11 protein-coding genes and 1 tRNA gene are annotated in these 14,169 nt (G+C 53.9%); 3 read left to right on the forward strand and 9 right to left on the reverse strand.

What is annotated here, in order from left to right; all coding sequences use genetic code 11:
* Positions 1 to 50: 50 nt before the first annotated feature.
* From METH11B_RS0104780 to rpoH, 4 genes are all read right to left on the reverse strand, one after another.
* The gene (locus METH11B_RS0104780) at positions 51 to 1,364 is read right to left on the reverse strand and encodes a YihY/virulence factor BrkB family protein (RefSeq protein ID WP_026601042.1); all 1,314 of its coding nucleotides are present in this window, start codon (positions 1,362 to 1,364) and stop codon (positions 51 to 53) included.
* A 151-nt stretch (positions 1,365 to 1,515) separates the two neighbouring features.
* On the reverse strand, positions 1,516 to 3,315 hold the full coding sequence (locus METH11B_RS0104785; protein ID WP_026601043.1) for an ABC transporter transmembrane domain-containing protein: 1,800 nt from the start codon (positions 3,313 to 3,315) through the stop codon (positions 1,516 to 1,518).
* Between the two features lie 120 nt (positions 3,316 to 3,435).
* Positions 3,436 to 3,520, reverse strand: a tRNA-Leu gene (locus METH11B_RS0104790).
* A gap of 48 nt (positions 3,521 to 3,568) precedes the next feature.
* A complete protein-coding gene (gene rpoH, locus METH11B_RS0104795; protein WP_026601044.1) occupies positions 3,569 to 4,423 on the reverse strand; it encodes an RNA polymerase sigma factor RpoH in 855 nt (284 codons plus the stop codon).
* Between the two features lie 242 nt (positions 4,424 to 4,665).
* On the opposite strand from rpoH, the gene METH11B_RS0104800 reads away from it, so the two are divergent.
* From METH11B_RS0104800 to METH11B_RS0104810, 3 genes are all read left to right on the forward strand, one after another.
* Entirely contained in the window at positions 4,666 to 6,327 is a 1,662-nt protein-coding gene (locus METH11B_RS0104800) for a glutamine--tRNA ligase/YqeY domain fusion protein (protein ID WP_026601045.1), read from the forward strand.
* A gap of 14 nt (positions 6,328 to 6,341) precedes the next feature.
* The gene (locus METH11B_RS0104805; RefSeq protein ID WP_026601046.1) at positions 6,342 to 7,226 is read left to right on the forward strand and encodes a fructosamine kinase family protein; all 885 of its coding nucleotides are present in this window, start codon (positions 6,342 to 6,344) and stop codon (positions 7,224 to 7,226) included.
* A 217-nt stretch (positions 7,227 to 7,443) separates the two neighbouring features.
* Positions 7,444 to 8,088: a response regulator transcription factor gene (locus METH11B_RS0104810; RefSeq protein ID WP_026601047.1), complete on the forward strand. Its 645-nt coding sequence runs from the start codon at positions 7,444 to 7,446 to the stop codon at positions 8,086 to 8,088.
* A gap of 17 nt (positions 8,089 to 8,105) precedes the next feature.
* Here METH11B_RS0104810 and METH11B_RS0104815 read toward each other — a convergent pair whose 3' ends face one another.
* The 5 genes from METH11B_RS0104815 to METH11B_RS0104835 are packed head-to-tail and all read right to left on the reverse strand — an operon-like array spanning position 8,106 to position 13,964.
* The gene (locus METH11B_RS0104815; RefSeq protein WP_026601048.1) at positions 8,106 to 8,555 is read right to left on the reverse strand and encodes a hypothetical protein; all 450 of its coding nucleotides are present in this window, start codon (positions 8,553 to 8,555) and stop codon (positions 8,106 to 8,108) included.
* Positions 8,556 to 9,779, reverse strand: a complete 1,224-nt coding sequence (locus METH11B_RS0104820) for a type II secretion system F family protein (protein WP_026601049.1) — start codon at positions 9,777 to 9,779, stop codon at positions 8,556 to 8,558.
* Position 9,780: 1 nt separating this feature from the next.
* A complete protein-coding gene (locus METH11B_RS0104825; RefSeq protein WP_026601050.1) occupies positions 9,781 to 11,433 on the reverse strand; it encodes a GspE/PulE family protein in 1,653 nt (550 codons plus the stop codon).
* Between the two features lie 4 nt (positions 11,434 to 11,437).
* A complete protein-coding gene (locus tag METH11B_RS0104830) occupies positions 11,438 to 12,163 on the reverse strand; it encodes a hypothetical protein (RefSeq protein ID WP_026601051.1) in 726 nt (241 codons plus the stop codon).
* A complete protein-coding gene (locus METH11B_RS0104835; RefSeq protein ID WP_026601052.1) occupies positions 12,141 to 13,964 on the reverse strand; it encodes a hypothetical protein in 1,824 nt (607 codons plus the stop codon). Before METH11B_RS0104835 ends, METH11B_RS0104830 begins: the two co-directional genes overlap by 23 nt.
* Positions 13,965 to 14,169 lie beyond the last annotated feature (205 nt).

The following is a 14,169-nucleotide window of genomic DNA, read 5'->3' on the forward strand; positions in this document are numbered from 1 at the left end:
CAGGCGCAATCTGCGATGTTAGCGCTTTAGAACTGATGTCACCGACTGTTTCAAATGTCTTTTAGCAGCTGATTACGCTCGGATGCTTCTATCATGCTTTTGAAGCTTTCGACAGCGTCGATCAGCAGCGGCTGCTGATTGGCCTCCGGCAACTGGTTTTGCCCGCATTGCTCCAGCGCGTTGATCACAAAGCTGATGGTCAGGATATGAATATCTACGGCTGGCAGATAGACCTCGTCGCTGTCTTCAGGTTCTTTCAGCACGGCAATTAGGCGGCTCAGCAATAATTTCGCCAGCACATCCTGAACAATCGCAATGGGTATAGCCAGCTTACCGGCAATCTCGGCAGCACTTAAAGGCGCATGCAATTGACTAAAATTTTTGACTATCAGATGCATAACTTGCAGGGCCACCAGCTTTTTCATGGCAAAACTCAAATGCGCAAAGCGGTTGTTGTTGCGATAGGTTTGATAGTTTTGGGTATAAAACGCCATCTCGCAGCCGAATAACACAATCATCCAACAACTTTGCAGCCAAACCACAAATAAGGGTAACGCTGCAAAACTACCGTAAATGGCGTTATAACTCGACACGCCGATCTGCAAGCTCAAATACGCCCATTGCAACAGATGATAGCTAACCCCTGTCACCACGCCGGCTAGAATACCGGCGTGAAAGCTTATTTTTTGATTGGGCATAAAAATAAACGTGAAGGAAAACAAGGCGGTCATCAGCAAGACCGGCGACAAACTCAGCGCCTTAACCACCAACCAGCTGGCGAACGCCGGCAATTGAATGACGGTAATAAACCAGGTAATTTGCGTACTGACAAAGACGGTGATGCTACTGGCGGCGATCAGCAACACCGGCGCCAACAGCATCAGAGATAAATAATCGCTAAATTTACGGCCCAAGGACCGGCTCTTGCCGATTTTCCAGATGTAGTTGAAAGACTCTTCGATATTGCCTATCAAGCTGATGATGGTCCAAAACAGCACAACAATACCTATCCCTGCCACCACTTCGCCCTTGGTGCTGTCCAGCAGGTTTTTCGCAAAACCGATTAGTTGCACCACCAACGCATCTCGCTCCGGCATACGCTGCAACAGTTCTTGCTCCAGCATGGTTTCAAAGCCAAAGCCCTTGGCAATGCCAAACAACATGGCAATGACCGGCACTATCGACAAGATGCTGTACAAAGTTAACGCGGAGGCACGTAGTTGGCAAAGATCGAGACCGAAACTTTGCAAGGACAAAATAACGATTTTTAAATACTTGATCAGTTTTTCTTGGAGATAAGGCAGATCTTGCTCGTGCAGCAGCCAAATATCGTCTTGAATGAATTTGAATATTTTGTCGTGCATGGCTGGACTTGGCGGGCGGCGGTAACTGGGAAGATAGAATCCATTCTCCGCCGACAGTATAAATTGAAAAAGCGGAGTTTATCTCAATACGTCTTGCGCCTCACGGACAAGCCAGCTACTCGGTCGCGTCAGGTTGCGGCGCTATCCGAGCTTATTGCACGTCAAACTGTAAGTTTGCCAATCTGGCATACAGTCCGCTTTGTTTTCGTAAATCCTCTGGCGAGCCGATTTCGACGATGCGTCCCTGATCCAACACCACGATGCGGCTGACTTTATTCACGGTTGCTAAGCGGTGCGCGATAATCAAGGTGGTGCGTCCTCGCATCGCCGCATTCAAACCCTGTTGCACCAATACTTCTGACTCCGCATCCAGGGCGCTGGTAGCCTCGTCCAGTAACAACAGGGGGGCGTTTTTCAGAATAGCCCGGGCGATGGCGATACGCTGGCGTTGGCCGCCGGACAGGCGCGTACCGCGCTCGCCGAGAAAGGTTTGGTAACCGTCAGGCAAGCGGTCGATGAATTCCCCCACCTGGGCCAATTGCGCGGCCGCGATAACTTCCTCGTCGCTGGCGTCGGGCCTGCCGTAACGAATATTCTCCAATGCGGAGGTCGAGAAAATCACAGCGTCTTGCGGCACGATGGCAATTTTGCCACGCAATTCCTGCAAGGATAGGTGACGAATATCCTGACCGTTTAGGCGGATGGTGCCGTGGGTGACATCGTAAAAACGCAATAATAATTGAAACAGTGTGGTCTTGCCGGCACCGGACGGACCGATAAAGGCGACGCTCTCCCCTACGGCAATGCTTAAATCAATACTATCTAGCGCGGAGATTTGTAAGCGTGACGGGTAACTGAAGCTGACTTGCTGAAATTGAATCGCCGCTTTGGCGCCGCCCACCAATGACTGGGGAGTCAAGGTATCGACTATCGCCGGCTCGGCATGCAGCAGTTCCAGCAAGCGTCCGGTTGCGCCGGTTGCCCGCATCACATCGCCCCAGACTTCGGCTATGGTACTGACCCCACTGGACACCAGCGTGGCATAGAGTACGAACGAAGCCAGTTGCCCACCGGTCATAATACCGGCGTTTACCTGATTGGCGCCTATCCACAACACGAAAATAATGGAACCCATCACGGCGGTGATGACAATCACCGTCAATGCGGAGCGAAAGCGGCTGCGGCGGACAGCGGTGAGAAAACTGATTTCGGCGCGCTCTTTAAAGCGGTTCGCTTCGCGGCGCTCCTGATTATATGCTTGGACGGTAGGTACAGCATTGAGGATCTCGCCGGCTAACGCCGAGGCATCGGCAATCTTATCCTGCGATTCCCGCGACAGCTTTTTAACTTTCCGACCCATTGCCAATATCGGTAAAGTCAGCAAGATCATCAACCCCAATATCAGCGAGAACAGATGCAAGCTGGTCACCGCCAGCATGATCATGCCGCCGACAAACTGGAATAAACTGCGCAGACCCATGGATATCGAACTACCTACCACGGTCTGGATCAGCGTGGTATCGCCTGTCAGTCGGGACAACACTTCCCCGGTTTGCAAGGTTTCGAAGAACTGCGGCGACTGGGCCAACACCCGCTCGTAAACCGCGCTGCGCAAATCCGCCGTCACCCGTTCGCCAACCCAACTGACCGTGTAATAGCGTGCGGCTATAGTCACAGCCCACAGGCAGGCTAAGCCAAATAGAGCAAGAAAGTGGCCATCCATGCTCAGCGAACCCAACAAACCGCCTTGCTCAGCCTGTCGCTGCCCAAAACCAAAATCGATCAGGTCGCGGAATGCCAAAGGCACTAACAAAATTGTTGCCGAGCCGAGGCACAAAAGGCAAAAAGCCAGAAACATACGGCCTCGATAGGGACGAATAAACGGCCAAAGCGCCTTCAAGGTCGATATTTTGCGGGTGGGATCGATGTGTTTAGATTTGGGAGCTGGCATGCCAGTACCTCTTGGATGGAGGGGGTTTTGACGAAATATAAGACGCCAAAAATAAAAAACCCGCTAAGCCTTGCGGCTTAGCGGGTTTTTAAAATTTCTTTGACTACCATAAAAGGTAGATGGTACCGAGGGTCGGAATCGAACCGACACTCCTTTCGGAACCGGATTTTGAATCCGGCGCGTCTACCAGTTTCACCACCCCGGCAAAGAAAGCAGCATTATACTGATTTTTTCAGAAATGCCAAACATTTTTTTACGCCGCCAAGCTCACCGCTGCTTTCAGCTTTTTCATGGCATTTTGTTCCAACTGCCTGATACGCTCGGCTGAGACTTGATAACGATCCGCCAATTCGTGCAGCGTGGCTTTTTCTTCAACCAGCCAGCGGCTAGCCAGAATATCGCGACTTCTGTCGTCCAAACCGGCCATGGCATCCATCAGTAATTCTTCCTTACGGTCTTCCCAGTCGCTGTTTTCCAACAATAAAGCCGGATCGGCACCGTGTTGTTCCAGATAAGCGATAGGCGCTTGCACATGATCTTCGCTGTCGTCGCCACTCGGCTCAAGCCCTACATCGCGACCGTCCAACCGCCGTTCCATTTCGTAAACGGTTTTAACATCGACATCCAGATTTTCCGCAATCGCTTCCGCATCGTCTTGCGACAGGTAGCTCAAGTCTTTTTTAAATTTACGCAGATTAAAAAACAGTTTGCGCTGCGCCTTAGTGGTAGCGACTTTGACAATGCGCCAGTTTTTGATCACATATTCGTGGATTTCAGCTTTGATCCAATGTACGGCAAAAGACACCAGACGCACGCCCATGTCCGGGTCGAAACGTTTTACCGCTTTCATCAAGCCGATGTTGCCTTCCTGCACAATGTCCGCCAATGGCAAGCCGTAACCAGCATATCCTCTGGCCACATGCGCCACAAAACGCAGATTAGACATCACCAGCTCGCGCGCGGCGTTCAGATCGCCTTCATCTCGGTAACGCAACGCCAAGTCCTGCTCTTGCTCGACGCTGAGTTTGGGCATTTGGGCGACTAAACTTAAATAAGAGTCAAACGTCCCAACCGATAAATTGATCGGTAAAGCCAAGCTGTTGTTCATATCACCCTCGTTTCCGGTGGAATAAATTAACGATGACCAAATTCTAGCACTCGATCAACAAGAGTGCTAATAATTTAGTAAAAATCATTTAATACAGTTAGTTACACTGAATTTTTGGTCAATTGAAAGGCAAAACCGACAAAAGATGCCGCCTTTACGAATTCCGACCAAACTCGTTAAAATGGCGACTGACCCGATATTCGCCGCCCACCTCATAAATAACCACAGCCATTTACTCGAACATGTCAGCTTCCGATAGCCCAGTTTCATCCAACTTTATCAGACACATCATTGCCGCCGATCTGGCCGCCAACAAAAACAACGGCAAAGTCGCCACCCGCTTTCCTCCCGAACCCAATGGTTATCTGCACATCGGCCACGCCAAATCGATTTGCCTGAATTTCACGCTGGCAGCCGAAAACAACGGCACTTGCAATTTGCGCTTCGACGACACTAACCCGGAAAAAGAAAGCGTCGAATACATGGAAGCCATCGAACGCGATGTGCAATGGTTAGGGTTTAAGTGGGCCGGCAAGTATCACGCCTCGGATTACTTCGAACAGCTTTACGAATACGCGGTGCAGTTGATTAAACAAGGCGACGCTTATGTCGACAGTTCCACGCCGGAGCAAATGCGCGCCGACCGCGGCACCTTGACCGAACCCGGCAAGGAAAGCCCGGACCGCAGCCGTTCCATCGACGAAAACCTGGATTTGTTTACTCGCATGCGTGCCGGCGAATTCGCTGACGGCCAGTATGTGTTGCGCGCCAAAATCGATATGGCCTCGCCTAACATTAATATGCGCGACCCGACCATTTACCGCATCCGCCGCGTGCATCATCAACGCACCGGTGACGCCTGGTGTCTGTACCCCATGTACGACTACACCCATTGCATTTCCGACGCATTGGAAGGCATCACGCACTCGATCTGTACCTTGGAGTTCGAAGATCACCGCCCACTCTACGACTGGGTACTGGACAAATTGCAAACCCCTTGCCATCCGCAACAAATTGAATTCGCGCGCCTGCAATTGGAATACACCATCGTCAGCAAGCGCAAACTGTTGCAATTGGTCACCGAAAAACACGTCAACGGCTGGGACGACCCACGCATGCCGACCATTTCCGGCCTACGCCGGGCCGGCTTTACCCCGGAAGCGATCCGGGATTTCTGCGAACGGATAGGCGTTACCAAAAACGATTCCTGGATCGAAATGGGTGTACTGGAAAACTGCATCCGGGAAGATTTAAATGAACGCGCGCCCAGAGCGATGGCTGTTTTAAGACCCTTAAAAGTGGTGATCACCAATTGGGAAGACGGCAAAACCGAAACCTATCAAATCGCCAACCATCCGCAGAAACCGGAAATGGGCAGCCGCGAAGTCAGCTTTTCCAAAACCATTCTGATTGAACAAGACGATTTTATGGAAAACCCGCCCAAAGACTTCAAACGCCTGGTCGCAGGTGGCGAAGTCAGACTGCGCGGTTCCTATGTCATTAAATGCGACGAAGTCATTAAAGACGCTGCCGGTATTGTTATAGAACTGCGTTGCAGCTACGACCCGGCCACCTTGGGCAAAAACCCTGAAGGACGCAAAGTGAAAGGCGTGATTCATTGGGTATCCGAGCAACACGCCCTGCCCGCCGAACTGCGGTTATACGACCGCTTGTTCAGCCACCCCAACCCCGACACATTGGATAACTTCCTGGACGGCATCAATCCCAATTCGCTGGAACTGTTGAGCAATTGCCGAGTGGAAGCCAGTTTAGTCAACGCCACACCGGATACTCGTTATCAGTTCGAGCGCACCGGCTATTTTTGCCTGGACTACGCCGACAGCACGCCGGAAAAACTGGTGTTTAACCGCACCGTGACCTTGCGCGATAGTTGGGCAAAGTAGCCGATTAACGCATCATGGCCGCGCTGCAACCATTAGTTAGCCATCTTCAAACCCAAACCGGCCAATCTTTACATAACCACCGCCTGAGCAGCGTCGGTGGTGGCGACATTAATAGCGCCTACCGACTGCAAGCCGCAAACATCGACTGGTTTATCAAATTAAACCGCGCGGACTTGGCGGCTATGTTTGTTGCCGAAGCGGCCGGTTTACGCGAGTTGGCAGGCATAGGCGCGGTGCGCGTACCAAAAGTGATTTGCTTTGGTGAGTTTCAACAACACGCTTATCTAGTATTGGAATTTATCGAATTAGGCTCGTTACAGAACCGCAGCGCCAGCTTATTCGGCCAACAACTCGCCGCACTGCACCAAAGCCCGCAAGCCTATTTCGGCTGGCCCATCGATAACACCATAGGCTCCACGCCACAGCACAACGCCAGACACGAAGATTGGGTAAGTTTTTGGCAGCAGCAACGCCTGGGCAAGCAATTGCAGTTTGCCGCCGCCAATGGTTATCGCGGCTCACTGCAAACTCAAGGGGAAAAACTGCTGGAAAGAATTCGCGATTTTTTCAGCGACTACCGCCCGCATCCATCCTTACTACACGGCGATTTATGGAGCGGCAACGCTGCCGCAGATAAGCAAGGGCAACCGATAATCTTCGACCCGGCCTGCTATTACGGCGACCGCGAAGCGGATCTGGCCATGACGGAATTATTCGGCGGTTTCAGCCGCGATTTTTATGCGGCGTATCAAGCCGAATGTCCGCTGGACAGTGGCTACAAAACCCGCAAGACCCTTTACAACCTTTACCACATTCTCAACCATCTAAACCTGTTTGGCAGAGGCTACTTAAACCAGGCCAACAGCATGATCGGCCAGCTATTGGCAGAATTGAACTAATCATATCTATCGCCGAATCACCTAAATGAAGCGATAGTTTTGACAAAGTCAGTTGCAACTCCCCTTCGCCATTTTCCCGGCCCATAAAAAGAATTTTTCCCGCGTCACTCCAGGAATTTACTCCCCGATAATAGCCGTCAACTTTAAGACCGAAACATCAAGGCAGTTCTACAGCCCCGTTTCGAAATTTATGACGCCAATTCATTGCACCGCTTCCATGAGCAACACCATAAAAATATTATTAGTCGACGACCATGCGGTGGTACGCGCAGGTTTTCGCATGCTATTGTCGATTAGCGGCAATGTCGAAGTCGTCGCCGAAGCCGAACGCGGCGAACAGGCCATTCAGCGTTACGATGACTCTCAGCCGGATCTGGTGGTGATGGATTTATCCATGCCGGGGATCGGTGGTCTGGAAGCGATTCGGCGGATAGTCGCGCGGGATGCCGATGCGCGGATTTTGGTTTACAGCATTTATCACGAACAGGTTTACGTGCGGCGCGCGTTGGAGGCCGGTGCGCAAGGTTACATCACCAAAAACATGGCACCAAATTTGTTGATGACAGCGATAGAAAGCATCATGCACGGCAAAAGCTATGCGGAACCCGGACTGCTCACATCCGCTGAGGCACCCTGCGGCAATGTAGAGCATCAAGCGATAGTCGACGGCTTCTCTCCGCGCGAATTCGATATATTCAGGTTACTAGCCCAAGGTCTGACCGTCGCCAAGATTTCCGATCACCTATGTTTGGGCAATAAAACCATCGCCAACTACGCGACGCAAATCAAGAAAAAACTGCATGTGCAGACCACCACCGAATTGGCGCATATCGCCGTCAACCTAAACATACTCAATAACTAAACGGTATCGCCGACCGATCAGCGCAACACTCTGATCGAACCTAGCGTACCGGTTTCAACGGTCACGCTGAGGCGGGTAATTTTACTGACGCGGATTGCGTTCTTGGGTTGCGAGGGGTCGAAATTGAATTCATCACCCTCGCGAACCATGAAAGTACCCACACCGCTGACTTCCAACAGGGCAATAAACGCCTTGCCGGACGGATTCAACAGACCGCGTAGTTTGAGGTTAGGCACCTTCATGGTTTCTTGATTCGGCAAAAACCCGTAAGCACCAGCCGTTGTGCCGCCCTGCGCACCAGCCGTTTCGTACATCAGCTCGCTAGGCGTGAAAGGATCGCGCAACTGCTTTGGCGCCGAGGGAGTCGACGGCAGCGGCGTGGCCGGTGTTTCCAGGGCATGTGCGGCTAATGCCGTCATTGACAAAACAAGGCCGACAGTCGGCTTGATTAAATTTGACAAACTCATTTACTGCCCCGATACCAAAGAGAATAAGGCTTGAAAAAACGCATAATAGACAAAGCCCACCATCGAGCCTATGACCAAGATCATCACCGGCTCGATCAAGGCCGACAGGCGCTTGATCGCAATTTCCAACAGCTTTTCGTAATAAACTCCTAGTTCCTGTAACACCTCATCCAGCGCCCCTGTACCCTCGCCCACGGCGACCATCTGCACCACCAGCGGCGGGATGCGCGGATGATCGATACTGCGCGCAATATCCCGGCCCTCTAAAATTTGGTTGGACGCGGCCAGCAACTGATCGACATAAACCCGGTTGCCCAGCAGATTAGCGGTGATTTTCAATGCTTCGAACACGGTGACACCGCTGCGCAGCAGAATCGACAACGCCCAGTTCATCTGTGCCATCGAACCGGTCACCAGCAACGAGCCGATCACCGGCAACCGCAGCAACAGCCGGTCTAGCCACAAACGGCCGTTACGGGTTTGATAAATCACTATGACCAGCAGCAGCAAAGCCGCCGCACCGCCAGCCAGCCACAGGCCATGCTGACGCACGGAGTCGGACACATCCACCAGCAACTGGGTGGATGGTGGCAAGGCCTTCCCTTTGCCCATCAAGAATTTACTAAATTTGGGGATGATTTTTACCACCATGAAAATGCCGACGCCGATTGCCGCCAGCAGCACAATCGCCGGATAAATCATCGCGTTGATGGTCTGTGCCCGCAGCGCGGCTTTTTTATCCAGGTGTATCGCTAACCTTTCCATGATTTGGTCCAAATCGCCTGTAGTTTCTCCGGCAACCACCAAATTGATCGCCATTTCCGGAAACACCGCCTTGTGCTTACTCATTGCCGAGGACAGCGATTGGCCGACCCGAATGTCTTTCAGCATCAGTCGTAAAGTCAAATTCAAGCGCGGATTGGTCAATTGCGCTTGGGCCAGTTCCAGTGCCTGCGCAACCGGTAGGCCCGCACGCAGCATAAAACTCATTTGCCGGAAAAAGAAAATCAACGCCGTGTTCGTTACCGAACGTTGCGAGGCCAACCAGTCCGTGAAATTGGCCTGGCCGAAAAAACCGCTGCTGCCGCGCCCCTGCCGCAACGCCAACACTCGCAAGCCGCGTTGGCGCAATTGCGATGCAGCATTACCCATATCGTCGGCTTGCAGCCTGCCGCCAATCTCGTTGCCGCGCTCGTCCAGGGCGGTGTAAACAAATTCCCCCATCTCAGTTTACTCCGCGCATGCCGCGGGTTTTGTGGACCGCCACATCGCGTAACTCGTCCAGCGTGGTCATACCCTGCAGCACTTTCCGGCAACCGTCCTCCCACATAAAACTCAAACGCTCGCCGGCACTGGCTTCCAAGGTTTCCTCGTCGCTGCCGCGCGCCACCAAGCGTGCCAGGGCTTCATCCAGCCACAGGGTTTCGAACAAACCCAGCCGGCCGCGAAAGCCGCTGCCCTGACAGATCACACAACCCCCCGGTTCATAAATATGCACAGCATCGTCATCTCTACCCAATTCCGCTTGCTCGGCAGGCGTTGCCAAGCGCGGTTTGCGACAATGCCCACATAAGCGGCGCACCAAGCGCTGCGCAATGACCGCCGCCACCGTGGAACCGATCAGGAAGGGTTCGCAACCGATGTCGATCAAGCGGGTGACGGCGCTCACCGCGTTGTTGGTATGCAAGGTAGAAAACACCAAATGCCCGGTCATCGCCGCTTTTACCGCCACATCGGCAGTCTCCGGGTCACGGATCTCGCCTACCATCAGCACATCCGGATCGTGTCGCAAAAATGAACGCAAGGCGTCGGCAAAGCTGACTTTCGGTCCGGTCTGCAATTGGGAAACGCCGTGCATCACATACTCGATCGGGTTTTCTACGGTCATGATATTGATGTCGGGGCGGTTAATTTCCTGCAGCGCGGCGAACAAGGTAGTCGATTTGCCGCTTCCGGTCGGGCCGGTCAACAGCACCATGCCGTAGGGACGGTGAATCACCTTGCGAAACTGCTGTAAGTCTTCATCCATCATGCCCAGATCGGCCAGCGTCAAACCAAACGCCTCTTGGCCGAGCAGCCGCAGGGTAATACGCTCGCCAAGCCGGGTTGGCGCAGTTGCCACCCGGATATTAAAGCCCTTGTCGATGGGCCTCGGCAAATGATAAGAAAAACCGCCGTCCTGCGGCATGCGCTGTTCAGCGATGTCCAAGCCAGCCAGCACCTTGACTCGCGATACCAAAGCGGCAGCCGCGCCGGAGTTGGCAACCAAGGGAAAATCGCGCAATTTGCCGTCCACCCGCAAGCGGACCCGCAGACCCTGCGCATCCGGCAGTAGGTGAATATCCGAGGCCCGATAAAAATAGGCTTCGCGGATAATGCCATCCAGCAGCGCCACCAAATCGGTATCGGTTTCCGCCGTCACCGCGCCGCTTTGATCCGGCGCCGACTTTCCGGCCAATGCCTGCTTAACCTTCAACTGCAGCAAAGCCAGATCGGCCATTGCCAGCGGCAATACCTGACCCAATAAGCGTTGCACCGAATCGATCCCGGCCCGGTCGCCCGGATCGCCGCAGATCAATAAGACCTGTTCGCCATCACTAACCGGCAACAGCAACTTGCGTTGCACCAGACTGGGCGGAATTTTTTTTAACAAGGTGTTTTCCACCTGTAAAGTATCCAGATCGACATACGGCATGCCGTATTGCTCGGCCACCGCCCGGTGCAACGCCGATAAGGGAAAGCGATAATGAGCCTGAACCATAGCCAGCAGACTTAAGCGTTGCCGACGGGCTTCCAGGCGCAGGCGTTCCAGTTGCGCGGCCTCCACCAAGCCGCATCGCACACCGGCGTCCAAGAGATGTTCGTCATTGATAGCCATACGCTTACAGCGCCAAAATTACTTCGGCCAGCAGGGATTGCGGATAACCCGGCATCGCCAACACCGGCATGCGCTCGACACTGATACGCAGCACCGCCACTTGAAACGGCAGCCGGTCCAAATCGTGAATGAAGCGGTTCAAAGCCAGGTAGGAGCCCTCCACCTCCAGGCGCCGCAGCGGCCTTTCCAACAACGAACCCGGCGACATGCGCGCAACCCAACCGGCACTCAACGGCGGAATCACGGCAGTCGCGGACACGGCCGGAGCCGCCGGCGTCATGGTCGCCGGTTTGTTTTTCCGGTTTTTCTTACCGACTGCCGGGGCCGCAGGAACCGCTGCGGCATTGCTGTTTACCGCAGCCTTGAAAACCTCATTGGCGCGCACATGAATCTGCGCATCGCGCGCCACTTTGGAAATATTCACGACCAGGAACTGCGAGTCGTCCGGAGCCAGGTGTTTTTCCACACTATCCGACTGATCCTTGACGGCCGCGAGCACACGCTCTTGTTCGGCTAATTGGCTCTTCAAACGCTCGATGTCCTCATCCGGCTCCTCCGGAATCTCCGCAGTATGCACGCGTTTGTCGGTGGCTTCCGCCGTTTGCTGCAACTGGCCGATTTCACGATTGGCCGGCACCCAGCGTAGCCATGCGTATCCGCCGATGACGATCACGCCGATAGCCAGGGCCGACAACCATTGTTCGCGATTACTCAAAGGGGATAGTTTCATGTGGGTTTGGATTGGATAAACGAATGATTTTGCCGTCCGGCTCGGCCAATTTGACCAGCCGCAAGGAAATAATAAAACCGTTACTGCTCAGAGGGCCTTTGCCGAACGTCACTTTGGGCTCACGAACATGCAGATCCCAGCGGGCGGCGGCATCTCCCACCCGTTTGATAAAGGTCTGCGCGGCACTATCGCTGAGCGCCCAGGCCTCCAGCACCAGGTTTTCCGCTTCGATGCGCTTATCGTTGATCGGGCTGGGCGGCAGTGTCGAATTCGCTCCCGGACTCGCCGCCGGCTTTAATGCCGACTTGTCCGGCTCATCCAAGCGCTCGATGACCACCTCATTGTCAACCAGCGTTTGCAGCATACCCAACACACCTTTCACCAAGTCCATGCGCTCCGGAATATCTTCGTCGTAAAAGCGGGCCAGATTTTCCAGACGCGACTGCTCGGTTCGCAAGCTCTTGATCTTGTCCTTGATCTGGCCGATTTCAGCGGTTCGGGCGGTGATGCGTTTAATCGCCTCGTCGATACTCTGCCAGCTGGCGTCTACCTGTTGCTTGTAACTGTCGACACTGCTTCTGCGCGCCCACAAGGACAATTCGGCCACACCGACCAACACCAATAACACCAGTACCAGCGCCGCTGCTCGCACCTCCAAGCGATCGCGCAGCGCCGGCAACGGGCCGCCTAATCGCACACCGACGCAACGCTCGTCCTCGGCCAAGCCCAGTGCGTGATAAGCCGCCCCGGCCATCCCAGGCGAGACCTTATCCCCCACCACAGCATGGGTTAGCGGGTGCAACTCCAGTTCCAGCATGTGTTCCAGATTTTCCGCCAGCTCCGGTGCTGGCGGCCAACTGGCCAGCCAGACTGGCTCGCGCGGCGGCGCATGCAGTGCGTGATAGCTTTCCAGACAAATATCCAGCGGCGCTTTGTGCAGATTCAAATAGTGGCGCAAGGCCGTAATCCCGCCAGCGGCTATCCGCGTGCTAAACCCCAAACCGGGTTGAGTTTCCAGCAGCACCGCGTGGGTTTCTGTCGGGGGCAGTAAGGCCGCGCTGCAACCGGTCAAGGGATACATGGTTCGCAACTTCAAACCCTGCCGCGCGAAAGCGTCCGACCAGCGCTGCAACAAACTTTGATGCACGCAACTAATCAGCCAATTGAAAGTGCCGGGTATATCTTCCACCGCGCTCTGCGCCGCCCAGCCGACTTCGATGGCTTCGTCAGCGGCTTTCAGCCATTCCTGCCCGGTCAAGCACGCATTGAGCTGACTGCGCTTGATGTAGCCCAACTCCACTGCCAGATCGCCGAATCGCCGCAAGGAAAACTGCTCAGCCAACGCCAAACCGCCACCGGCCCTGGATTTGCCTTGCTGCAAATCCATCACCGCCTTGGCCTGTTCTTCGGTCATATAACCCTGGCCTACCAATAAATGACCTACCGACCAGCGGGTAACGTGCTGCAGCAACAGCGGCTCGGCTTCCCAGCGCGCCAGTTCCAACATCTGCAATAAAGGCCGGGGTTTGCGAGGATTGACCGGTAACTCCACCAATGTGGAAAACACCGCCGGCGACAACAAAATCGCGGAACCGCCACCCTGCCAACCCTGGTTTTTCAGCGCTGTCAGCACATCGCCCAGGCCTTCGGCCATATCCACCTGTTCGGTTTTAGCCTGATACAGCAGTTCCATGTCCTGATCGGAGCGGCGCAGCACGGCGGCGCGCAACGAAAAGCCGTCGGTCTCGCAGACCAATAACTGCGACGGGGTAGCGAAGGGGAGAAAACGATTAAATTTCATGGATACTTGGGTTAAAGGGATTTTTAAGCGGTTTCCGGAATGTGATTTTTCGGCTCCGCCGCTTCTCGTTCACACGGTCATCGGTCACTAACATTAAGTTAAGAGCGGTTGATTCCCTCTCCCCCTGGGAGAGGGTTAGGGTGAGGGGAATAAATAAGGGAAAAAGCGGTATTTTGACTCCCTCATCCCAACCTTCTCCCGGAGG

The organism is Methylomonas sp. 11b (assembly GCF_000515215.1).
In the GTDB taxonomy this organism is placed as follows: Bacteria; Pseudomonadota; Gammaproteobacteria; order Methylococcales; family Methylomonadaceae; genus Methylomonas.